This is a genomic window from Mesorhizobium sp. M4B.F.Ca.ET.143.01.1.1, assembly GCF_004792275.1.
GTDB lineage: Bacteria > Pseudomonadota > Alphaproteobacteria > Rhizobiales > Rhizobiaceae > Mesorhizobium > Mesorhizobium abyssinicae.
On sequence record NZ_SRSR01000029.1, the window covers coordinates 1 to 22,833 of the forward strand.

General features: G+C 63.4%; 13 protein-coding genes and 5 pseudogenes. 6 read left to right on the plus strand and 12 right to left on the minus strand.

The genetic code is table 11. The features are described from left to right. A pseudogene (locus tag EN786_RS34495) lies at positions 1–172 on the minus strand (DDE-type integrase/transposase/recombinase); the annotation flags it as partial. Between the two features lie 77 nt (positions 173–249). Here EN786_RS34495 and EN786_RS39385 point away from each other — a divergent pair. Then, on the plus strand, positions 250–1,863 hold the full coding sequence (locus EN786_RS39385) for a GMC family oxidoreductase N-terminal domain-containing protein (RefSeq protein WP_189524352.1): 1,614 nt from the start codon (positions 250–252) through the stop codon (positions 1,861–1,863). Between the two features lie 1,175 nt (positions 1,864–3,038). On the opposite strand, the pseudogene traA reads toward EN786_RS39385, so the two are convergent. Next, positions 3,039–5,445: pseudogene (traA, locus tag EN786_RS34510) on the minus strand (Ti-type conjugative transfer relaxase TraA); the annotation flags it as partial. Here traA and EN786_RS34515 point away from each other — a divergent pair. Together EN786_RS34515 and EN786_RS34520 are read left to right on the plus strand one after the other, a co-directional pair. Then, positions 5,438–5,777, plus strand: a pseudogene (locus tag EN786_RS34515) (type IV secretory system conjugative DNA transfer family protein); the annotation flags it as partial. The pseudogenes traA and EN786_RS34515 overlap by 8 nt on opposite strands. 981 nt (positions 5,778–6,758) lie before the next feature. Next, positions 6,759–7,526: a 3-deoxy-manno-octulosonate cytidylyltransferase gene (locus tag EN786_RS34520; RefSeq protein ID WP_135909757.1), complete on the plus strand. Its 768-nt coding sequence runs from the start codon at positions 6,759–6,761 to the stop codon at positions 7,524–7,526. A gap of 213 nt (positions 7,527–7,739) precedes the next feature. Here EN786_RS34520 and EN786_RS34525 read toward each other — a convergent pair whose 3' ends face one another. After that, complete coding sequence (locus EN786_RS34525) at positions 7,740–8,018, minus strand: hypothetical protein (RefSeq protein WP_135909759.1); 279 nt, start codon at positions 8,016–8,018, stop codon at positions 7,740–7,742. A 179-nt stretch (positions 8,019–8,197) separates the two neighbouring features. Between EN786_RS34525 and EN786_RS34530 the strand changes: the two genes are divergently transcribed. Together EN786_RS34530 and EN786_RS34535 are read left to right on the plus strand one after the other, a co-directional pair. Beyond that, on the plus strand, positions 8,198–8,395 hold the full coding sequence (locus EN786_RS34530) for a WGR domain-containing protein (protein WP_348642265.1): 198 nt from the start codon (positions 8,198–8,200) through the stop codon (positions 8,393–8,395). 142 nt (positions 8,396–8,537) lie between these two features. Continuing rightward, positions 8,538–8,804: an HU family DNA-binding protein gene (locus EN786_RS34535; RefSeq protein WP_135909761.1), complete on the plus strand. Its 267-nt coding sequence runs from the start codon at positions 8,538–8,540 to the stop codon at positions 8,802–8,804. Between the two features lie 68 nt (positions 8,805–8,872). On the opposite strand, the pseudogene EN786_RS39570 reads toward EN786_RS34535, so the two are convergent. From EN786_RS39570 to EN786_RS34550, 3 genes and pseudogenes are all read right to left on the minus strand, one after another. After that, positions 8,873–9,273 (minus strand): annotated as a pseudogene (locus tag EN786_RS39570) (single-stranded DNA-binding protein). A gap of 1,046 nt (positions 9,274–10,319) precedes the next feature. Continuing rightward, positions 10,320–11,244: pseudogene (locus tag EN786_RS34545) on the minus strand (zincin-like metallopeptidase domain-containing protein). Positions 11,245–11,475: 231 nt separating this feature from the next. After that, complete coding sequence (locus tag EN786_RS34550; RefSeq protein ID WP_127211672.1) at positions 11,476–11,661, minus strand: hypothetical protein; 186 nt, start codon at positions 11,659–11,661, stop codon at positions 11,476–11,478. Positions 11,662–12,253: 592 nt separating this feature from the next. Here EN786_RS34550 and EN786_RS34555 point away from each other — a divergent pair. Further along, positions 12,254–12,715, plus strand: a complete 462-nt coding sequence (locus EN786_RS34555) for a GNAT family N-acetyltransferase (protein WP_135909763.1) — start codon at positions 12,254–12,256, stop codon at positions 12,713–12,715. A 147-nt stretch (positions 12,716–12,862) separates the two neighbouring features. On the opposite strand, the gene EN786_RS34560 is transcribed toward EN786_RS34555, so the two are convergent. The 6 genes from EN786_RS34560 to EN786_RS34585 form a co-directional block, all read right to left on the minus strand. Next, a complete protein-coding gene (locus tag EN786_RS34560) occupies positions 12,863–13,450 on the minus strand; it encodes a hypothetical protein (RefSeq protein WP_135909765.1) in 588 nt (195 codons plus the stop codon). Positions 13,451–13,919: 469 nt separating this feature from the next. Continuing rightward, a complete protein-coding gene (locus EN786_RS34565) occupies positions 13,920–14,252 on the minus strand; it encodes a hypothetical protein (RefSeq protein WP_135909767.1) in 333 nt (110 codons plus the stop codon). After that, on the minus strand, positions 14,249–15,136 hold the full coding sequence (locus tag EN786_RS34570) for a hypothetical protein (protein ID WP_135909769.1): 888 nt from the start codon (positions 15,134–15,136) through the stop codon (positions 14,249–14,251). The genes EN786_RS34565 and EN786_RS34570 overlap by 4 nt, the downstream gene beginning before the upstream one ends. Then, positions 15,136–15,606, minus strand: coding sequence for a hypothetical protein (locus EN786_RS34575; protein ID WP_135909771.1), 471 nt, complete (start codon positions 15,604–15,606; stop codon positions 15,136–15,138). The genes EN786_RS34570 and EN786_RS34575 overlap by 1 nt, the downstream gene beginning before the upstream one ends. Before the next feature lie 91 nt (positions 15,607–15,697). Continuing rightward, positions 15,698–17,383: a ParB N-terminal domain-containing protein gene (locus EN786_RS34580; RefSeq protein ID WP_135909773.1), complete on the minus strand. Its 1,686-nt coding sequence runs from the start codon at positions 17,381–17,383 to the stop codon at positions 15,698–15,700. Between the two features lie 349 nt (positions 17,384–17,732). Next, positions 17,733–22,826 carry an N-6 DNA methylase gene (locus tag EN786_RS34585; RefSeq protein WP_135909775.1) on the minus strand — a complete coding sequence of 1,698 codons (5,094 nt, stop codon included), beginning with the start codon at positions 22,824–22,826 and terminating at the stop codon, positions 17,733–17,735. Between the last annotated feature and the right edge of the window lie 7 nt (positions 22,827–22,833).

Below are 22,833 nucleotides of genomic sequence, written 5' to 3' on the forward strand. Positions count from 1 at the left end.
GCATCGGCTTGCCGGGCGCAATGTAATGCCATTCGACGCGGTTCTGATCCGCCCAGGAGAGGATGACGTTCGAGGTGAACTCGCTGCCATTGTCGCTGACGATCATCCTCGGCCGGCCGCGCTCGGTGATGAGCCGGTCCAATTCGCGGGCAAACCGCATGTCCGAGAGAGACGCGCTTTCGTATCAATTTGACGCGAGTTCCCAGTTGGAATAGCGTTCCCCAAAATCGCCTGCGTAAGGGTTCGATGATGGCATCTTGGGATTTTGACACTGATTTTTGTGTAGTTGGGGCAGGGTCTGCCGGGAGCGTTGTGGCATCTCGATTGGCGGAGGATGATACCAGCGTCTTGCTTTTGGAGGCTGGCCCTAAAGACTCGAACCCATTGGTACACATACCAGCCGGCTACTTTTACCTTTTGAAGGATCAAAGGTATAACTGGATGTATGCCACTGAACGTGAACCTCGTACTATGGACCGTGAAATCACATGGCCCGCAGGCCGCGGTTTAGGAGGTAGCAGTTCAATCAACGGCATATTATTTGCTCGCGGCCAATCCGCAGAATATGATTGGATGGCTGAGGAGCTAGGTTGCACTGGATGGGATTATTCGTCCCTCTTACCATATTTTCGCAAAGCAGAAACCTTTCAAGGCGCGCCTTCCCCACATCGCGGTAGCAGTGGCCCCGTAAGTGTCTCGCCGTTTAGGACGGTGCACCCGCTTGCAAGGGATTTCGTAAAGGCGGCCAAGGAGGCGGGTTTTTCGGAAGTACCCGACATGAATGCTGCGAATCGCGAAGGTGCCAGCCTATTTCAACAAAACCGTCGCGGCCGCTTTCGAGATAGCACCGCATCGGCGTACTTGCGTCCAGCCATTAGGAAGGGCCGACGACTCAGAGTTGAGACCGATGCAGTTTGTTCTCGCATTGTGTTCAGCGGGAAGAAGGTCGAAGGGGTTGAATATTCTAAAAACGGTAAGCTCGTTCGCGTCCGTATCCGACGCGAACTCGTAGTTTCGTGCGGCACTTTACGATCACCTCACCTACTGCAACTGAGCGGAGTTGGAGACCCAGACCACCTCCAGCGTATTGGCGTGTCAGTCGTTCATGCTTCGCCAAACGTTGGCATGAATCTGAAAGACCAGTTCCTCGTTAGGATATCGCATCGAACCAAGGGCGTTTTGACCATAAACGAGATGAATAATTTTCTGTCAATCGCAATGGAAAGCGTTAAATATATCGGTCTAAATCGCGGATTACTTACGCTAGGGGCGAGCATGGCTGCGCTTTATTGTAAGAGCTCTGTTGACGCGCGGTTCGCAGACTTAATGATTATGTTCGCTCCGGTGAGCTTCTCTTCTACTGTTCCCGGGGTTCTGGAAAGAGAGGGAGGGATGACCACAGGAGTGCTTCTTACCTGCCCCGACAGTACCGGTAGTGTGCTCGCAAAGTCCGCGGATCCGATGGAGAGGCCGGCAATAACGCCTAACTACCTCAGCGCTGCCTCCGACTGGGCGCGCATGCTCGTCGGAATACGCACTGCCAGGAAGATTTTCGAGATGGACTCTCTAAAGCGGTGGAGCGTCGGTGAGACCAGACCGGGGCGAGATATTGAGACAGACGAGGCGCTATATGACTTTGCACGTCGTTTCGGATCCACTGCTGCTCACTATGCTGGTACGTGTCGGATAGGCGTAGATGACAGCAGTGTCACTGACACCTCCTTACGGGTGCAGGGCGTGTCAGGCTTGAGAATTGTCGACAATTCGTTGCTTCCGAGCCCAATTTCTGGAGGCATGAATGCGACCGCGATAGCGGTCGCCGAGAGAGCTGCGGACCTCATAAAAGGCCGCTTGCAGCTTTAGTTATCGGTATATGCCGCCGCTGATTTAAAAATCTCGGGCAGACCAGGCCGGAAGCGTTTTGTTCCCCATAGGGTCAGCCGGTCAGCCACTTGTTGACCTAAGAGCGCGAACCCCGACACCCGGACGATGCCAGTGTTACGCCATCCACCTCCTCGGAACCTGAAATATTGGCTGGTTTCGAGCACCCGCGTGTCCGCCCATCGTTTGTTGCGAGATCGCATTCGATGTGAAAACGCTTGGCCGGTTTTTAACTAGCCACTTCCAACACTAGCTGCTCTCCCACGGCGCCCGAGAACCATACGTCGGTGCAAACTTTCGCAAACTCTTCGACTTCGGCAGGGTTGATTGCTGTGGCAAATATGTTGCCAGTATGGGCACCGGATGGGCCTACAAGGAGGTTGGTGCCCCTGTCATAGAAGTAGGCGACGTCTATTAGCCCTTTGCTAGAATCTAGGTCCGGAGCACCTATCGGACGGCTAGGCGTAGGGTCGATTGGCAAATACATGAGATCGCCAGGCGCTGGGTATGCGGATATCCATTCTGGCGAGAACACTTCCTGATCCACTGGAAGCAACGTATAAATCTCATTGTTCGCCCATTTTGCGTGCCATACCTGCCCTGCCACCGGAAGCCTTCTGACGACAGCGCTGCAAGTACGGGGCGATCTATCCCAACGAAGTCGTAACGTGATCGAAGCTTGTCGCTTTTTCAGCGCGAGCCTGACAAAACTTGGTTCGGACACGAGTCGCTCCATCCTTATGCCGTCGCACGGCGCCGATCAAACTTAACGTCGATGGCGACGTAACGCAAGCCTAACGGAACGGTATTCTAATTGGATTACCTATCTGTTTGGATGTCTGCCGTCTCGCCACTAGGTGTCTTAGGAGCCGTGCTCGGAGATTCTTCGATCAATCCGACCCATGCGAAAGCCGCTCCACGTCGGCCGGAGATAAATGTAGTACGTCGATCTGTCCGACCTGGGTGGTCGCTCGATCAGGCTTTTTTCACGCGTGGTCCTTCAGGCTCACAGGGGAATTGCAGTGCAAACAGGAGGTCCCCGAAGGCATCGATCCTGGTACGCTCTGTCTGCATAAAGCCTCCACTCGGATTGTAGGCGGGCTAGTCCTGTGTGGGCTAGATGCCGACGCGAGCAAGGCATTGACCGGTCGCGAATACGAGACGCGGCGGCGCATGGCCTGCTCCTCCGCCTCGAGCTTTTGCACCGCCGCCTCGCGCAGACCGAGATAGCGCTCGATGTCGCGCTTCAGCGCCGGGACATTGATCTCGGCGACGCGCCGGACCTCGCGATCGGCCTTGCCGGCAAGAAGACCGGTCCTGCCCTTGAGTGGACCGAGTGCTGCCGGCTCAGCGACGAGGCGCTGCAGCGTCGCCTTCGCCGCGGCCGGATCGGACAACACCGCGTCGAAATCCATCGCGCGGAACGCGTTCTCCGGATCGGCGAAGACGTAGCGGAAGCGGGTCGACACCTCCTCCCATTGTTTCGAGACGGCGGGATCGGCGCGCAGCTTCTCCTCGACCGTGTCCTTGATCGATTTGGCGAACAGGGTGACGCCGGCGACCATCGCTGCGGCCTCTTTCGGGCTTTGTGTCTGACGGGAATTGAAAAGGCCGAGACGCTCGCCGAGGCCGCGCAGACGCAGCGCCAGATCGGCGAGCTTTTGCTTCTGCCGGATCGTCCAGGCGACGCGGTCGCGGAGAAGCGTGCGTGCGACGCGAACGATATTGAGGCCGCGGTTTTCGGCAAAGCGGAGCGCCTGGCGGTAGAGCGTCCCGCGCTCGTAATCAAGCGTGCTTTCCTTGGCGTTGCGCCGGGACAGAATTTTGATCAGCCCGCCGTGGGTGCCGAGGGCGCGGCGCCCGTAATAGAGCGCCATATCCTCGCGATGGCGGGTCATCACGACATAGGTCAGGTGCCGATCAAGTGACAGGGAAGCGAGCACCTTCACCCGATCAACGGTAGCGCCTTGGGCTTTGTGGATCGTGGTGGCATAGCCATGGTCGAGATTGCGATAGAGGTGCTGATCGACGGTGACCTGACGGCGTTGGTCGCCCTCGCCGATTTTGGCGGCGATCCGGTTTGGCGCGGCCTCCACGACCTTGCCGATCATGCCGTTCTTCACACCGAGCGCGCTGTCGTTCTTCAGGAAAACGATCTGGTCGCCGACGTCGAATTTGCGCACACCGTCCTCGGTTTGGAACACAAGTCCCTCGCCGACGAGGCCGCGTTCGACGAGCTTCTCGCGCGCCATCACATTGAGCATGCGCACGTCGCGGAGCAGATGCGCCAGGATCAGCGAGGTCTTCGCCGGATCATAGTCGCGATCCCAGTCCGCGATCAGCCGGCGATCGCCTCGGCCTTCAGGTCCGAGCCGAGCACCCTGCCCTGCTGGCGATAGGCGGAGAGCGCCTCGGCGATCCGGCCGCGCGCCAGGTCGATGGAGGCCGCGCGCATCCACTCCTCGCGCTGGCGGCAGATGGTCTCGAGCTCGGCATAGCCGATGCGCTCGACGATCGCCCGGAACGCAGCACCTGCCTCGATCGGCTGGAGCTGCTCGGGATCGCCGACCAGCACCAGCTTGGCGCCGGCCTTTACGGCGGTTTCGACGAACAGCGCCATCTGCTTCGAGGCGATCATGCCGACCTCGTCGAGGACGAAGACGGTTTTTTCGTCGAGGGTGTCCCTGCCCTCTTTCTAGCGCAGCTCCCATGACGCCAGCGTGCGGCTTGGAATGCCCGCTTCCGTCTCCAGACCCTCGGCCGCCTTGCCGGCAAGCGCGCCGCCCACCACGCGGTATCCGGCGAGTTCCCAGGCCTCGCGCGCGGCCTTCATCATCGTGGTCTTGCCGGCGCCGGCGCGACCGACCACCGCGGCGATCCCGCCAGGCTTAGCGACATGCTCGATCGCGGTTCTCTGCTCGGCCGACAGCCGCTCATGCCGCGCGAAGACGCGCTCCAGCACCTTTTCACGAACGCCATGCGAACTTCGCTCTGACAGCCACATCGCCCGCCGCGCCATCTCGGCCTCGATACGGATGAGCTCGCTCGTCGTGTAGCGCGCCGGCATCCTCTCTCCGGTCGTGAAGTCCACATTCTCGCGTTCGATGCGCAGCAGCTTCGGGCTTTGCAGGATGCGCGCCATCAGCTGCCGGAAGGTGCCGGCATCGTCGACATAGCGATGCAGAACTTTTGCGATGTCGCGGTGGGTAAAGACGCTCTTTTCCGAAGAAACTACATCGAGCACGAGCTCCGGCTTGCGCAGGATGCGTTTGCGGTTCTCGGCTTTGCGCTCCTCTAACAGTTCGATGCGTTCGAGCTTCGGAGACCAGCCGGCCTTCTCTTTCTTCCGGTCAATCGCCTTCGTCGCGACCCCGATATGCGTCGTCGGCACCAGGTCGATCCCGCGCTCCGCATAAGAGCGTCCGTCGACGCGGATTCCAACCCGCCGAGCGCCAGATGCTGGTTCTGCAGATCGAGCCAGCGATTGCGCTGATCGAGGAACTCGGCCTTCTCGCCGGACCACAGCCGATAGACGATCTTGCCGGCCTTGTTGCGCAGGGCCTTCGAGAGCGCGTCCTGGATTTCGTTCGCGGCGATCAACGATCCAGAGGCCGCCGACTACATCTCGAAGCGCTGCCGCGACACCACTGTGGGAGGTCGACCAGCTGAGCCGCTCGTCGGAGATGTCGGGTTCGTCGCGCACGCGCTCCAAGCAGCTGGCGCGCCGGCCGCTCATTCTGCCGCACGAGGTGATGCGCATGCGCGCCGACGAGCAGATCGTCTTCACCGCTGGCAATCCGCCGCTCAGATGCGGGCGGGCCATCTGGTTCCGCCGAGCCGACATGAGGGCCTGCGTCGGCGAGGGGCTAGTCGGAACCTGGAATAGCGGGCGCTAAAGCGCCAAAGCTGGCGCGACTGACGCATCGTTGATCACCGCCTCACAGTGCTGCTCGATCAGTTTGCAGTCGATCGCCCGTGTCAGGATCGGCAGAAGGTTCGGGAGCTCGCGCCATTTCGGTGTCGGGCATTCCGCGCTTCATCGACGGCGGAACGGGCGAAAGCTCCGGCCACGGTCGCCAACGATGTGGTGTTTCACCGCGGCGTTCCGGATCGCTTTTGGTAGCGAACTGAAGAGCACATGCGCCCCTGCCATGACGCGTTCATCCAGAAGGACGAGGTGAGAGGCCACGCGATCGGGTGTGATGAGAGTGGGAGGCGCATCGCGTCCGACCATCCGTAGAATCGGCAGCCTTGATCAACGTCTGCGATGTCTGACCCTGGCCAACCACGGCGGGATAGTCTCGCTGAGATTACCGGCAGCCTCTTCGGCCTCGTACCGGGTAAGCCCGGTCAGCGGCCGGCCGTATCTCTCGGCGGGGAAGTCTGTCAGGCTATCGATCACCGACCACAGCCCTGATTCCGACGGCAGAATCCTGTAGCGCCTCATCGAGCCCTCGCTCGCTACTAGAAGCAGAAAGAACTGCCGTTTTAATTGAAAGTTCCGCACTGCAACATCAAATGTTGCGACGCACTATAAGCTACCGGCCGCTTGGGATCGATGCCTAAAGTCCGGAAAATCTCCCCCCTCGGAGGGAAGTCGGAGACCAAGCAGCGTCTGTTCGGTTACCTGCATGCCGGCAAGGTAGGTTTCCTGATCGGCTCCTCCGAGACGATGGGTACCGGCGTAAGTTGAAGGCGCTACACCGTCTCGGCGTGCCCTGGCTCCCCTCGCAGATCGAGCAGCGCGAGGGCCGCATCGTCCGACAGGGCAACCAGCACGAAGAGGTCGACATCTTCGCCTAACCGATCATCGCCGCACGGTCGTGCTGGACGGCATCTATTGCAGATCATCCATCTGGGAGGCAAGTTGCCCACGAATGGAAGAATTCCGGAAGACAGGGGGAGTTTCATTGCGGCCCATTGTGATCATCCCAACGAGGCTCGGTTCCACCAGACTTCCCGGCAAGGCGCTGACCGACATCAATGGTGAGCCAATGATCGTCCATGTCTGGCGTAGGGGCGTAGAAGCGGATATCGGCCCGGTGGTCGTCGCCTGCGGGGACCAGCAAATCGCCGACATTGTCAACGACGTCGGCGGGCGGGCGGTTCTGACCGATCCGGCTCTTCCGTCAGGCTCGGACCGCGCGTACGCGGCGCTGTGCGAGGTTGATCCCGACGAGAAGCATGACGTGGTCGTAGTCCTCCAGGGAGACTTGCCGACCATCGATCCTGCGACCATCCAGGCCACCCTGACACCTCTGGCCCGTGATGCAGAATGCGAAATCGCAACTCTGGCTACTGCGATCGAGGACCCGTTGGAGCTTCACGCGCCACAGGTCGTAAAGATCGCATTGGCTGTCCGACCCGGCGACACGACTGGCCGAGCCGTCTACTTCAGCCGCATGGTCATCCCGGCCGGTAGCGGAGAGCATTATCACCACATTGGCATGTACACCTACCGGCGAGAGGCTCTTGCCAAGTACGTCAGTTTGCCTCGCGGCATTCTGGAGCGCCGAGAGAACCTTGAGCAGCTCAGAGCTATCGAGTACGGCATGCGGATCGACGCGACGGTGATCCAGACAGAACCATTGGGAGTCGATACGCTAGCGGATTTGGAACGAGCAAGAACACTTTTGGCTCGTTGATAGTGCGGAAGCGGTGAGCTGGTCGGTGGTTCAGAACGTATTTGCCCTACTTTCTCGGGTTCCCTGGCGTCGGCAGGCGCGCGATCGCCCGAGAACCGGCGCGACGAGGACAGGGATTGACAAAAACCGCGCATTGTCGCGCGGGACAACCTCTCTATCGGCGAGATGCTGACGCGCGAGGGCCTTGCCCGTCGCTAAGAAAGGTCCGCATCACTACTGGTGTTCGTTATCCGCCACTCTGCCGGCAAAGAGAGCCATCGCTCCGCCGAACGCCATGTCGGCATTCAATAGCCGGCGTTTCCTGCTTTTCTTGGCAGCCGTAAGACAGCCCCGCAAATAGCCGCCGGCGGTGCCGCGCCGCGCGAGGATCGTCACCGGGTGGCGGAGACCGTTCGCGGGCTCCGGGAGCGCCGTTCGCGGCGCGAGAGTAGCCGACCGCTCGCCGAGCGGCGCGCCCGTTCGCTTCAGGATGGGATCATCCGGCGAGGTCAACGGCCACGCTCCGCCGGTTCATGGCAGCACATCTCCCAGCTATCAATGATATAAACCGGTCCCGCTCAAGCGATTCGTGAAATGCGTTGGACGCCGCTTCCGAAGGAAGCGAAACTCATGTCCATGCAGAACGAAAACGCCGGACCGCTTCATCTCCGACGGATAGACCCGAGCAGAACATGCGGCGCTTCTATGTGCTCGCGATCCAGCCGACGCTGTTCGGCGGCGCGTCCGTAATCCGCAATTGGGGACGTATCGGCACATCGGGTCAATCGATGATGCAGACCTTTGACAGGATCGAGGAGGCCGACAATACGTTCGAACGGCTTGAACGCAGCAAGCGGCGCAAGGGCTATCGCGATATCGATTCCAGGTAGGAAGACGGCTATTTCAGGAAGAAATTCACTATAGAGGCGGATTTTCGGTGGATTGAGAACAGGCGAGCCGCTTTACGTCTTTCGTTCCACCGCACTCTTGTTGTCATGGGCACCGTCAATAACGACACAAGAGGCCAATCCGATGACCACGACGAACGAGATCGCAGACAAGATCGCAGCAGAACAGAGCCTGGCCAAGGCGATCGTGGAGAGTGTGTTCAAACAGATCGTCGACGCCGCAAAGGGCGGTGCAGAGACCAGCCTGCCCGGGTTCGGAAAGTTCAAGGTGAAGGAGACGCCGGAACGCGAGGGCCGCAATCCCTCGACCGGCGCCAGCATCAAGATCGCCGCTGCAAAGAAGCTGGCCTTCACGCCGGCGAAAGCATTCAAGGACGCGCTGAACGGCTGATATCCCGGCTCGGCGTCTGGACAAGCGAGAGGGCCCCGCCTTGCGGGCGGGGCCGTGCGATCCGGGCTTTAGAAAGGAATTTCATCCCGATCCTCGGTCTGGCTGCCGGCGCTGTCGGGCTGCTTCGGCCAGGCAAGGAAGTCGATGCCGTCGGCGATGATCTCGGAGCTGTAGCGCTCGACGCCCTCGCTGTCGGTCCACTGCGTGTAGTGGGTGCGTCCGCGGACCGCGACCTTCATGCCCTTCCGCAGTGCTTCTGCACCGTCTCGGCGAGCCCGTTGAAGCACTTGACGCGGTGCCACTCAGTGTCCTGCTCGGCGTAGCCGTTCCCACCCTTGACGACCTTGCCGTCGACGCGGCGGGAGCGGGAGGTTGCGAGCCGGAAGTCGGTGATCTTGGTGCCGCCGCGGGTGGTCGCGGTTTCGGGGTCGTTGCCGATGTTGCCGGCGAGAAGAACGATGTTGGTCATTTCCTGTCTCCATTTTGCTCGTCCGGGGGAGAAGTCCCTCCGAACGAGACCCGGCCAAGGCCGTCGGGAGCCGCCTGCAACCGGAGCGGAACGCACGAGGCTTGCCCCCAAGGCCCGGAGTGGTGCGGGCAGGCGCGAAGGGCCAACACGGTCCGGAGCCGCGGGGGTTGCGGTCGGAACCGAACGGACTTAGGGGCTCATTTCGTTTCGGAGGGATTTTATCCACCGGCAGCAGAACCGGAGACGGGATCGCCGCCGGCACCATCGGCGGCGACCCCTTCAATGCCGGGCGCCGCGGAGCGGGCCTTATCGCTTCCGGCGACCTCCCGATCCGTGCCTGATCGATGGCGGCTGTGCTCGACGGCGAACGACGGCTTCGCAGCAGACCGAAGGCAATGCGCCACGCGCTCGGCGGAATGGCGAGGTGCCGAACGCCTCCAGGTGAAGGGCGAACTGATCCCGGTACGCAGATGCAGCCGTTCGCATCGGGAAGGCGCGCCGGCGGGGTGCGGAACCGTCCGCGATCAAGCCAGGCCTCCGTCGCTCGCCGGCGGGCTCGCACCAGCCCGACACGACCTTGCGACAGCCTATCCTGCCCGTGCGCGGATTCGGTCCCGCTGCGCGATGCTGCCAAACGCTTCGATCGACCGTTTCTGGTCAGCCGTTCCATTCAGTGACCATGCGGGACAGTGACAGCTTCATCCGCATCTCAGCGTGCGCCGAGGCGGCGGCCAGGGCCAAGAGGGATCAGAGCTGCGCGATCGTGGTGGCCGTGCCGGCGCGGCCATGATGGCGCTTTACTGCAGGGTATCCCGGTCGCCAGCGAGGATTTTTCGGTAGCCGGTTGTCGTCATCCACTTTGCCCGTCTCAGATGCTCTTCCCAACATTGGCGGGTGCGCTCGGGCTCGGCCACAGGGTCACGGTGAAGGACAATCCGGGCGACTTCCTGCCAGTGCAGCCTGGTTGGTGCCGCCGGAAATGCCTATCGGAATGGCGTTCCCGTCGCAATCAGAGCTTCGATCTCGAAAGTGGACGCAAGGGAGCATCAGGCCGCCTCCCCCATCGTCTCTGACTGCGGCTGCAGTCGGTGCAGATAGGCGACGGCACGCTGTGCATGAGCTGCGGCCGTAAAGATCGCCCGCCTGTCCGACCCGAGGACGGTCAGCCAGCTTTGAAGGTAGGACGCATGATCCGGCCTCGGCTCCAGTTCCGGAACGATGCCGAGGTCAGCGCAAATGAGCGCTGATCCGATCTCCACCAACAATTCTTCGCGCGCCCGGTCCGTGCGATCCTTGTGGTAGCGGCTGAGATCCCGGTTCAATCGATGCGGGGAAGCCGTCCAATGCAGGGTTTCGTGTGCCCTGACAGCGACAAAAGACGCCATGTCCCTGAAACTTCCGGGATGGGGCAGCTGCACATGGTCGGACGATGGCGAGTAGAACGCCTTGTCCCCGCCATAGCGCACCACCGCGCCGGTGTTGTCGAAGAAGCGATCGGCATGTTCAATCCGCTCGACGGGCCTGGCCGCGGGCTCCGCCGCTGCGTAGTAATGCGACGGCAGCTCGTCGATCTGGTCCGCGCAAAAGACCGTATAGGTTTTGAGGTACGGAATGCCGCGCTCGACCTCGTCGCCATTGGCGTCGATTTCGGTGTTGCTAAAACTGCCGGCGTAGACAACCGTGGCGCCGGTTTCGCCCTTGCGGACATGGCCGCCCAGTTCGACCGATTGCTTGAATGTCATCCAGTAGGCTGAGACAAAGCCCTGCGCGACCGCTTCGGACCACAAAAGCAGCGTGTTTATGCCCTGATAGGTAACCCATTGTGGCGTAGCGGCCTGGTGACGCTGCCACTTTGATGACCCGCACGCCATGGCTTGACCCAGGGGCGCACGCCTTTTCGAGATCGGCGACGATCTTCTCGGTTATCCTCGCGTAGAGGTCTGCCCGCGATCCTTTTTCTTTCCTGCTCATTTCCTGAACCTCCATTCTGGAGGCCGCGCCCATCGCGGCCCCGTCACGGCGATCCGTCAGCCGGGGCGATCAGGAGGCGCGGGCACCCGAAAGGGCCGAAACGACAGTGGAGGACGGCGAAGCCGTTGCGCGCGGCGCCGGGCCCGGCAGGAGCGACGTCCGGGACGGGGCGCGAAGTGCGGACAGGCGCGAAAGCGCCCTGCCTGGCGGGCGTGGTGCGCGAAGGCCGGTTCAATGAACCGACCTCGCGCCCGTATAGGGATCGTACTCGAACAGTCGGGTAACGTCGGCGTCTTCGAGCTCGTCCTCGGGCAAGACGCCATACTGGTCGTCGGACTGGAAGAGGATGACGGTAGTCATCAGGGTGCGGGCGAGCTTCCAGGCGTGCTTTTGAGCGAGTTCAAGATTGTGCGACATCGGAGGGCTCCATCTGTGGAGCGGGCCAATCCCGCTCGATGGCTCCATCAGTGTCCGGCTCCGGGCGCGATCACCGCGCAGGCTTTAGCCAAGCGGCCGCACGCTCGCGTAGCGGACCCTTTATGGGTTGATCGTGGACTATCCGGAGCCGGACCAGGAAGCCATCCGGGAGAGCGGGATTGGAACGCGGCCCAATGTGAGCCCGGCGATCGCCACGATCTGTTCGCGTCGAAACCCTGGAACACGCTGGGCGCCTTGAACCGCTCGATGAAAAACCGCCGCGGCTCAGGAGTAGGGCGCATTTCGGGTACGCCGGCGAGGATTGGTGCACTCGGCTAATTGAAACTGAGATCAATCAGTTAACGGCCGCGCTCGCAACAGGAGGAGAGGCTGGAGCGCGCAGAAGAAAACCGGAGAGAACCGGGAACGTTAAGATCGAGAGGAACTCTGCCCTTCGTGTCGGTTACCGCATCGGTTTAAATTGCGGACGTTCGAGGCGTTCGTGGCACTTTGTCGTAACACCTACAATCGACCCGAGCCGGCATCGAACTATGTCGCGCCACCGTCACATCCACCCCTTAACCGCGGTGAAATGCGGGCAAAGGAAATTATTGGTAGGCAAGACGAGATGGAAATAAGGCACACGAACCCCGCTGACATCCCGCCGCTAGCGCATCTCGTGACTGAACTCGGCTATCCGACCTCGTCAGAAGAGATGATGGCACGGATGGCGCTCATACACAGCCGGACAGATCACGCCGTATTCGTGGCTGATGAAAATGGCTTCGTCGCAGGGATGATAAGTGTTTCGATTTCCCCATCGCTTTACCAAAGCGACCCGCAAGGGGCGATCGTTGCACTCGTTGTTTCTTCCGACTTTCGAGGACAAGGGATTGGCGCCTTTTTGGTAGAGCGTGGCGAAAGCTGGCTTCGTGAAAGCGGCGCTAAATACGTGACTGTGAAGCCCAGTATCCGTCGCGAGGACGCTCATCGTTTGTATGCACGGCTCGGGTACGAACATAGTGGGCTGCGGTTCTCGAAAAATTTGATCTAACCGGACCGTGTCAGCTCGCGGTTTTCCAGTCGACTGGCATTGGCAGTCCTCGAAACCGAGTGCAGGCGCATCGGCCTGACGCCGCCGTGCTGGATTGTCCTTAACGAGTACAGATCGGGCGAGGCCGAAGCCTCGCCCGTGAGCGGCCTACCCGAGGGCCGCCAGCTGCATTTCGGCCGCCTTGCGGTCAATGCTCTGGCCCGGGTTCTCGACCGGGCGCTCGAAGGGCTTCCACTTCTCACCGACGACCTGCTCGTAGGCGGCGACCGCGCCCTCGGCCGCCATGCGCAGCGCATGGGACTGGAGCGCCATGTCGGCGGCGAACTCGCGCTTGCGCTGGGCTGCGCTGTCGAAGCCGACCGGCCCGTCGAGGTCCTCGTCGCGGGCGTCGTTGGCGGCCTTGGCGGTGGCGTCGCGGGCTTCCGTCACCGCGCGGCTGTAGAACTGGCCGGCGCCGTGGGCGGAGCCGACATAGGCGCCGACGATGCGCTGCAGGTGGATCTGCATCGCCCTCTCGCCCAGGCCCTCGCCCAAGGCATCGGCCGTCTCGATGATGAGCTTTTCGTGAAGATCGCGGATGCCGTCGCTGTCGAGGACGGGCAGGCCAAAGCTTTCGGAGATGAGGCTGGCCTGGGCGGCGTCGGGGCAGCAGAGCCTGACCATTTCGAGAGTGGTGCCCTTGCGCAGCGGGACAACGCGAGCGGACTGGCGGGAAGTGCGAGCGGTCTTGGTCATGGGATTTCCTTTCCTGTCGTTCCGCCGAAGGCGGGGACCGGCTTCTTGCTCGGCCCTCCCTTCGGGCGCGGTCCAGACAAAACCGGCGGAAAGACGGGCGCTTCAGGGTCCGGGAGGGCCAGGTCGAGCAGGGTGGGTTTGCGTCCAAGCAGGGCTGACCAGCCCTCGCGCGGGACGCGGGCCCGCCGTGGCGAGAGCGGCTCTACCGGCCGCCCCGCGGCGCGGAACGCGGCCTTGAAGCGCACGGCCGCCGGTTTAGGACCGCACACCGAACGAAGGGAGGCCGGGCAAGGGTCTGACCATCGACACGGGAACGGAAGGACAGGCTGCCGTGACCATCTCGCCTCCAGCAGTGTGATTATGCTTGTGCCGGCTGTGTCACCACCAGATGAACCGCCCTGTGCCCGACAATTCGGCTGGCCGCCGCCGAACGAGGCACCCGCCTGCCTTGCGGCAGCCAGGCCGATCGTCACGCTGCGCGTCCATCGAGACAACCGCCATGCCGCTCAAGGAATCCGGCGATCGCGAGATCCTGCCGTGCGAGCTTTCGGGACAGGGCATCGATCTCCGGTTGGCGTTCCGCGGTCAGGGCGGCAAGATGTGACCGATAGCGCTCGAGGAAAGCCCCGGGGTCCGGCGCCCTCCCCCGACGATATTCTGACTGGCGCGGCCGCAATTGCGGGATCAGCGCCGTCATGCGCCGGATGATCTGCCGGTCGATCATGTCGAGCTGGCGCTGTGTCTGCCGGCGCGCTTCCTCCATGCGCAAGAGCTCGGTGCGGCGCTCGGGCGACAATGTCATGATGCCCGCCTCCCCTGCCAGCCGACCAAGCTCGATCGCCCGTTGTAGACCTGGTGGCGTTCGGGGTCGATGACGAAGCCGAAGCGCCCGATGCGGTACTCGTCCGACGGAACGAGAAAGCGCCGCTCCGCGGTTTCCGAACCGCGCTTGCCGCCTGGCGTGGCGATGACCTCCACGAAACCCTTCTCGTGATCCGACGTGATGGCCGACACCACGATCCAGTCGGTGGCGTGCTCGGCGAGAAACGTGTGCTCGTCCTTCTTCCAGGATTCGCCGGGTTTGAGCACATTGCCCGTGATCGCTTCCCACGCATCCGGAAAGCTGTCCTTCATCGTCCGTTCCGCACAACGGCGCTCAAAGCTCGTGAAGAGATGCGGGAAGCTGAAAGCGACGATCGCCCAACACTCGTCTTCCTCATAGAATCCATCGGCCGCGCGAAGCCCGGCGTGGACCTTGCCGTTGCATTCGGGCGAGAGGTGAAAGCCGCCATGACCCGCCGTGGAGTGGAACACCACACCCTCGGCATAGGCGGTCGCGCCCTGTGACGGTCCCCAGGGCGTGTTCGCCGTGGACCTGATCTCCCGTCGTCCGAGCGTGCGCGCCTCGCGCTGGTGCCCGGCGTTCTCCTCGACCTTCGCCCGGAACGCCGCCTCGTCGGTGAGCTCACCGGAATGCCCGTAGAAATCCGAGCGTGTCCACTCGGCGATCGGACGGCGGATGCGCCAGCCGGTCGCGAGATAGTGCCGCCCGTCGCTCGCGGGCAGCATGGCGAACGCCGTCTCGCCGGCGCGGGCGACGAAGAGGCCGTCGGCGCTGCGGCCGAACTCCACCTCCGGAAACCCGGAGATGGAGTTGGCATTCGAATTTGCAGGAGCACAAGCCATCACGCAGCCCTCCCCTCGACATGATCGGCTGCAATCTGGTCCGCCGTGACCTCATCCAGCACGGGATTGGGATAGCCGTGCCGGGTCAGCCATTCCTCGGCATCGGCGCAATCGCTGGCGAGATGGACGAGCTCGGCGTCCTCGCCGGGCCGGTCGAGCACGCGGACCGCACCGATGGCCGGGCGTTCGAGAACCGTGAAGCGCAGCCGGGAATCAGCTGAGAATGTGCGATGAACGCGGATGGCGATGACACCGCCGGAACCGTAATCGGCCTCATGCAGCGTGAAGCTCGCCGGCAGGCTGACCTTGCCGACGGCCCGTTCGCCCTGCTTGCGGATCAGGCATCCCCTGCTGTTGCTGGTCTGCCATTGAGACAGCTTCCTGTGGTGCCGTTCCGGCGGGCGAGGAGTGTCGTCGGTCCAGGCGATGAGCGAACCGATCGGTGCCTGAAAGATGAGATGCACGGACATTCATGTCCTCCATGTGCTGGTTGTTGAAAACAGGACCGCCGCCGGAACGAGCCGGCGGCGGAATGGCGATCGGAATGAAAATACCGGCTCGCTATTCGGCGGCCTCGCGGAAAGGCTCCTCGTCGGTGAGCTCAGCGCCGCCGACATCGTCACCGGCCTCCGGATCCTCGACCTGATCGTCGGGTTCGTCTTCGCCGCTGGCGGCATTGCTGGTCAGCCAGGACGAGAGCCTGGCCTTGTCCGGCGCGAACAGTGCGGCCGGATGGACGAAGCGCCCTTCCCTGAAATGCTCGACGAGTGCGGCGCGGGTGTCCTTCACCTTCTGGCGCGGCAGGACCGGCGTGTCCTTGCAAGAGCCTTCGAGCGCGGGCCGCGACAGGCAGGACAGGAACTCGTCCGTACCCATATTAGCCAGGAAATTGTCGGCGCCGATCGCATCGCCGGCCACGCGGGCGACGATGCCGCTGTTCGACTTGTTCTCCCGGCAGGAGAGCACGTCGATCAGCAGCGACCGCACCGCGACGCGCAGCGTGTCCATGTCGAACTCGAGCGCGCCCTCCGCATTGAACAGCCGCGACGCGTGTTCCCCGAGGCTTGCCGCCCCATAATACGAGATGTCGCGCGTGCCGGAGGCGACCGTCACGTTCTGACCGGCGAAGGCGAGCACGAGCAGCGCCATCAGCGTGTCGTCCTCGATCGGGGCGCGGGCGAGCGCCTCGTGCAGCGCGTCGGTGCGCAGGTCGCCGATCATCTCGATGCCCTTGCGGGTGACATCGGGACGGGTGTTCACGACGATCGGAGTATCGTCACCCTCGGCAGCAGGCTGTTCGCCCTTCTTGGGCTTTTTCGCCTCCGGCATGCGATAATGCACGGACTGCACCTTGCCATCGCGGTCGAGATACATGGCCGTGCAATCCGACTTCGCAGGCTTGCCGTAGACGCGTTCGGCCTTGGGCGGCAGTTTCGGCTCGCCCCACTGGCCGGCCTCGACGATTGTTCCCCGCTTCGGCAGGTTGTTGGCCATCCACTCCTGCTGGGCGCCGAGGAAGGCCTCGACGTCGGTGGTGTAGCGGCTGTCCTCGTCGGCCGGCGCGAATAGGTCCTCGACCCAGGCGATGCCATAGGCCTGCGCCAGGTCGTCGCCGAAGCTCGCATCGCGCGCATACATCCGGGTCTTCGTCAGGCCCTGCGCCACGCTCCACCACGACACCTGCGGTTCGGCCTTGGACGGCTTGTGCTTCTTCCAAACCTCCTTCTGCTCCTCGAGCGAAGCGGCTGCGATGGTGCGCAGCTGACGCTCGTCCGGCATGTCACCCTTGGCCATCTGGTCGAGCATCGCCGGCAGCACATTGGCGAGCAGGCGCAGCTGTCTGATCTGGCGCACGGGGAGAGCAAGCGCGACGCCGATCGCCTCCTCGGTCCAGCCGAGGGCGACGAGGCGCTCGATGGCCCGCCACTGATCGACCGGGTTGAGCGGCTCGAAAGCGACGTTCTCGATCATTGAGCGCATGGCGCCATTGTCGCTCGTCGCCTCGTCGACGAGGACCTCGATTTCTTCGAGGCCCGCGGCAATCGCCTGCTTCACGCGACGGTGACCGGCATTGATGATGTAGCCATTGCCGCCGCCGGCCTCAGGCGTGATGACGGGCGGCTGCACGATGCCGACGGCCTTGATGGTGGCCAAGAGCAGCGCGTCGGCCTGCGGCGTGGACTTCGTCTGGCGCATGCGGTCCGGGTTTTCCTTCAGCGCGCGCGGATCGACCTTGATGAGATGCATGGGGATACTCCTTTCGGGGTTAGGGACCGGCCCGGCGGCCGTCCTTTCTCGTCTTCTTCCCGAAGACATCCCCCGGCCCGCGGAGCGGACGGGCGGTGCAACTGCGGCCGAGCATCCCTGCCCGGCCGGACCAGCGGGGCTTTCAGCCCTGCGCAGGACGACGGGCCGGGATCGCGAGCGGCGCGGTTGAGCGCAAGCGTCGGCGGCCCGTCCGATCTGCGAGCGGGTCTTTCCCTCCCTTCTTAATTTCCCCTCCCTCCATACTGGCCTGTAACCGAGCGCCGGCGGCGCCCCTCCATCCATGGCCTGGCCGCCACCTCGCCTTGTTCGGGTCGCTAGCCGCATAGGGTCAGGCGGCGACGGCATTCCCGATGCCCTCGACATCCGCCGCCAGCGCCTTGTCGACCTCCGCGAGTTGGCGGCGCTTTTCTGCCAGCTCGCCGGCGAAGGCAAATTCGCCGCCCTCGCGCGACTGGTAAGAAGCAAGCCTTCGGCGCGCGTCGGCGAGGCGCTGGCGATAGCGCTCCCGCTCTTCCTCGAAACCGGACAGCGCGTGCTCGAGGCGAGAAACTGCTCCGAGCGGCGTCACCGTCACCGGCAGTTCGATCTCTTGGGTTGCGCCGGTGCGCATCAGCACCGTGCTGTAGCGATAGCCGTCGCGGCCAAGGCGCTCACCGGAATATTCGAGATCGAAGCCGCCGAACGAGGCGATTACGGTCTCGCCCTCCTGCTGAAGCTGGACGAGGGTCAGGATCTCTTTCATCAACGCCCGGCCCGCAAGTTTGCGCTCGTCATGCACCTTGTCCATTACCGTCATGGCGAAGGCATCGCCATTGGTCGGCACGAGGCGCTCGATGTCCCGCCCGATTTCGCCGACACGCCGAGTCGAATACTCGATGTCCCGCTCCGCGTCGCGGATCTGCCGGCGGACGGCGTGCTGGTCGTCGGTGTGGGCGGCGCGCAAGCGCTCCAGACGCGCAATGTCAGCCTCGAGGCCGGCCTTCTGCATCAGCCGCTGATCGCCGGAGGCGATGGCTTTCGCCATGGCGAACTGGTTGGCCTGGCCTTCGCCGAGGTCCTCGAGCCGGCGGATCGAGGTATCGCCGGAAAGTGCCGCGGCGATGAAACGGGCCTTGCGCTCGTTGTTCTGCCACATGGTCGCGTCGAGCGAGCCCTCGGTCGCATAGGCGAAGATATCGACCTCGTCGTGCTGGTTGCCCTGGCGCACGATGCGGCCTTCGCGCTGCTCGATCTGTGACGGCAGCCACGGGACATCGAGATGATGCAGCGCCTTCAGCCGCAGTTGGGCGTTGACGCCGGTTCCCATCGTGTCGGAGGAGCCGATCAGGAAACGGACTTTTCCGGCGCGCACGTCGCCGAATAGGCGCTGCTTGGCCTCCGACTTCTTGAAATCCTGCATGAAGGCGATCTCGGAGGGCGGAACGCCTAGGCGGACCAGCTCGTCACGAATCCAGCGATAGGCCGAAAAACCTCTGGTTTTCTCGACGCTGATCGTGCCGAGGTCGGAAAAGATCATCTGCGCGGCGCCGGAAAGCTCGAACGGCTTGCCGTCGCCACGCACATAGGTGTTCGCCTTCGTTTCCTTCCAGATGCGGAAGGCGTTGCCGACGAGCAGGTTCAGCTTGTTGTCGGGCTCGTTGTCGTTGTCGGAATCGACCAGGCGCAGGTCGATCGCCGCGTGACGCCCGTCGGCGATGACGGAGAGCAGGATGTCGTCGCCCGGCTCCGGCGGCCGGTCGCGCATCTCGATCGCCTTGATGCGCCCGTCGAGCAGGACCTGGTAGCGCTTGAAGGCCGGCGTCGGCCTCGCCGTCAGGATCTGGCGCTTGCCGGTCGAGATCGCCGGCACTTTCACGTAGCGGCGCAGATCCTCCGGCATCACCACGTCGGCGAAGGTCCGGAACATCGCGATCAGTTCCGGCACGTTGACGAAGGTGGCGAAGCGTGTGACCGGCTTGTACTTGCCGTTGGGCTGAAGCTCGAGCTCGGTCGACACGTCGCCGAAGGTCGAGGCCCAGGCGTCGAACTCGTGCAGGCCGCGTTCGAGCAGCGCGCCGTATCCGAGATAACGCTGGACCGAAAACATCTCGCCGAGCGTGTTGGTGATCGGCGTGCCGGAGGCGAGCACGAGCGCCCGGCCCGGGTTTTTCGTCGCGATGAAGCGGGACTTTACATAGAGATCCCAGGCGCGCTGCGAGCCGTTCGGGTCGACGCCCTTCAGCGTCGACATGTTGGTCGCGAAGGAGAGTTTTCGGAATTCCTGCGCCTCGTCGACGATGATCTGGTCGACGCCGATCTCCGAGATGGTCAGGAGATCGTCCTTGCGGGTCGAGAGCGCCTCCAGCCGCTCCTTTAGGCCCTCCTTCAGCCGCTCGAGCCGCTTGCGCGAGACGCGGTCGTCCCTCTCGACCTTGGTCAGAAGCGTCTCGTAGAGCTCCAGCTCGTCCTGGATCATCTGCAGCTCGAAGGCGGAGGGCACGCTGATGAAGCGGAAGGCCGAATGGGTGATGATGATCGCGTCCCAGGTGGCCGTTGCAGCCCGGCTGAGAAACCGGTGCCGCTTCTCCCTGGCAAAATTGGTCTCGTCGGCGACGAGGATACGGGCGTTGGGATAGAGCGCCAGGAACTCGCGCGCTGCTTGCGCCAGGCAATGACCGGGCACGACGAGCATCGCCTTGGCGATCAGGCCGAGCCGGCGCTGCTCCATGATGGCGGCGGCAATCGTCATGGTCTTGCCGGCGCCGACCGCGTGGGCGAGATAGGTCGCGCCCGCGGAAATGATGCGCCAGATGCCGCGCTTCTGGTGGTCATAAAGAACAAAGGCGCCAGAGGCGCCCGGAAGCTTCAGATGCGAGCCGTCGAAGGCCCGCGGCACGATGTTGTTGAAGCGGTCGTTATAGACCCGCGCGAGGCGATCGGTGCGGTCGGGATCGGTCCAGATCCAGCTCTGAAAGGCTGTCTTGATCTTCTGCAGCTTCTCCTTCGCCGCCTCGGTGTCGACGACATTGAGAACGCGGCGCTCGCTTTTCTCCTCCTTGATCGTGTCGAAGATCTGCGGCACGCGGCTGTTCAAGGCATCGGCGAGCAGCTCCCCGGCATGCCGGCGATCCGTGCCCCATTCCGAAGTGCCGGCCGCCATCCAGCCGAGCTGGCGAGCCTCGACGGTCCAGGACGCCAGTTCCGGCATGTGGTGGATCCTGATCTCCGCCCCCATCGTCTCCTTCACGAAGGCGACGATGTCGGCGGCTGGAATCCAGGGCGCGCCGAGCCGCGCGGTGATGTCGGAGGGGCTGAGATCGGCGGGCTGTACCTCCCGCAGCGCCGTGACGTTGCGCTCATAGGCGGGATCGAGCGCCGCGGCCGCCCCTGCAGCCTTCAGGCTGTCGCGGACAGGGCCGGAGAGATAGGCGTCGGCCGTCTGCCAGGAGCCGTCCGCGGGATCGCGAAAGATGGCACTGCCGAGCTCGGCGATGACGTCGTCGACATCGCGATGCAGAAGCTCGGCAATGTGGTCGGGATCGACATGGCCACGCTCGTTGAGGACCACGGCGAGCGCATCGGCCGCACTCGTGATCACCGGCGGCGCCGGCGGCGCAATCACGCGCTCGGTAAAAATCGGACCCGGCTTCGCGGTATCGGATTCGAGGTCGTAGTCCTCGATCGAGGCGACCAGCCAGCAGTCGGGATCGTCGAGGAAAGGCTGGAGGTTCGGCCGGCGGTGCGTCTCACGTACCTCGCCGGTGTCGGGGTCCTCCGTGGTCGAGACGACTGTCGTGTTGATCGGACCGAAGGCGCGGACAAAATTCGACCAGGCGATGCGCAACCTGACCTGCGCCTCCTTCCACGGCCGGTCGAGCTCCTGGCTCTTCAGCACCTCGCGCACGGCATCGCGGATCGGGATCAGTTTCTGGATGATCCGGACATGCTTCTCCGGGAGGCCGTCGCTGGCGCGTCCCTTGCGGCCCCTGACTGGTGCGGGCTCGCCGTCGACGACCTGCATCAGCCCATGCCTGTTGTCGACGAAGAAGCTGCCTTCGCGGACATGCCTGTCGTCGCAACGCGCGCCGGCGGCCGGCGTGTCGTCGCCGTCGAGGTCGATTACCTCCGGCTCGCCACCATAAAGCGCTTCCGGAAGAAGGGAGATCGCAGCCGTCAGCGCTTCATCGAGATCGCCGGCGGGCCGCGGCAGGGAGGTATAGGTCTCATCGGAACCGTAGATGCCGCGCCTCAGCGCATGCGCGCCGAGCACGAAGGCGGGGTGGCGCGCGAACCAGCGATTGACGCGGAGAGCTCCCTCCTCCAGCGTCGCCGGCCGGATCTCCTCGAGATCGAGCCAGGAGACATCACCCTCGGCTTCATCGGGCATTCTCTTCCGGAAAAACAGGATGTCGACCACGACGTCCGTACCGGCACCGGCGTGAAAGCTGCCCTCGGGCAGACGGATCGCAGCGATGAGATCGGCGGATTTGGCAATGTGCTCGCGCGCGGTGCCGTCCACCTTGTCCATCGTGCCGTGGCTGGTCACGAAAGCGGCGAGACCGCCGGGTTTGAGTCGATCGACCGCCTTCACGATGAAGTAGTCGTGCAGACGCAGGCCGAGACCCCGATATGCACGGTCTGACCGCACCATGCGATCGGAGAAGGGCGGATTGCCGATGGCCAGGTCGAACCGCGCCGGCAGTTCGGTGCGGGCGAAATCGCCGGTGACGATCCGTGCCCTCGGCTGCAGCAGCCGTGCGATGCGTGCAGTGACGGGATCGAGCTCGACGCCGGTGACGTGCGAGACGCCGCGCAGTTCTTTCGGCATCAGCGCCGGAAACAGTCCCGTGCCGATACCGGGTTCGAGCAGGCGGCCGCCGCGCCAGCCGAGGCGCAGCAAGCCCGCCCAGATCGTCCTGACGATGAACTCCGGCGTGAAATGCGCATACTGCGTGCAGCGCGCCAGCGAGGCATAGTCGGCGGCGTCGACGGCCTCCTGCAGCTCGGCGCCGAGCTCCTGCCAGCCCTTCCTGAAACTGTCCTCGCCGGGACGGCGGAACACGCCATTGGCGAGCTCCGAGGCGCCGAAGCCCGTGAAACGGATCAGCCTTTGCTGTTCCTCAGGCGTGGCGCGCCGTTCCTCCTGCTCGATCTCGGCCGCCAGCCGGATCGCTTCGATGCTGTCCCGGGCGCGCTCCTTCCAGCCACGCGCGAGGCCGCGATCGCCGACGAGATGAAAGTTCAGACCTCGTTCTCGCCGGCCCCGGGCCGGCGGACGTGCGGCGGTTGCGACTGGCGCGGCCGGCGCAGGCGCAGTTGGCGGCGGATCGTCGTGGTGGTCCGGATCCGCGTCGAATCCGGTCGCAAAGGCCGTCACGCCGAGGCCGGACGACAGCGCGGTGTTCCCGAACAGATCGATGGTGAAGGGATCGTCGTTGGACATTGGGATT

What these genes read in the sequence shown, in the direction of transcription:
- EN786_RS34530 (WP_348642265.1), top strand. Translation starts at nt 8,198, where the DNA reads ATGCGGCGCTTCTATGTGCTCGCGATCCAGCCGACGCTGTTCGGCGGC.
- EN786_RS34585 (WP_135909775.1), bottom strand. Translation starts at nt 22,826, where the DNA reads ATGTCCAACGACGATCCCTTCACCATCGATCTGTTCGGGAACACCGCG.
- EN786_RS34560 (WP_135909765.1), bottom strand. Translation starts at nt 13,450, where the DNA reads ATGACCAAGACCGCTCGCACTTCCCGCCAGTCCGCTCGCGTTGTCCCG.
- EN786_RS34570 (WP_135909769.1), bottom strand. Translation starts at nt 15,136, where the DNA reads ATGGCTTGTGCTCCTGCAAATTCGAATGCCAACTCCATCTCCGGGTTT.
- EN786_RS34555 (WP_135909763.1), top strand. Translation starts at nt 12,254, where the DNA reads ATGCGGGCAAAGGAAATTATTGGTAGGCAAGACGAGATGGAAATAAGG.
- EN786_RS34535 (WP_135909761.1), top strand. Translation starts at nt 8,538, where the DNA reads ATGACCACGACGAACGAGATCGCAGACAAGATCGCAGCAGAACAGAGC.
- EN786_RS34565 (WP_135909767.1), bottom strand. Translation starts at nt 14,252, where the DNA reads ATGACATTGTCGCCCGAGCGCCGCACCGAGCTCTTGCGCATGGAGGAA.
- EN786_RS39385 (WP_189524352.1), top strand. Translation starts at nt 250, where the DNA reads ATGGCATCTTGGGATTTTGACACTGATTTTTGTGTAGTTGGGGCAGGG.
- EN786_RS34520 (WP_135909757.1), top strand. Translation starts at nt 6,759, where the DNA reads ATGGAAGAATTCCGGAAGACAGGGGGAGTTTCATTGCGGCCCATTGTG.
- EN786_RS34580 (WP_135909773.1), bottom strand. Translation starts at nt 17,383, where the DNA reads ATGCATCTCATCAAGGTCGATCCGCGCGCGCTGAAGGAAAACCCGGAC.
- EN786_RS34550 (WP_127211672.1), bottom strand. Translation starts at nt 11,661, where the DNA reads ATGTCGCACAATCTTGAACTCGCTCAAAAGCACGCCTGGAAGCTCGCC.
- EN786_RS34575 (WP_135909771.1), bottom strand. Translation starts at nt 15,606, where the DNA reads ATGTCCGTGCATCTCATCTTTCAGGCACCGATCGGTTCGCTCATCGCC.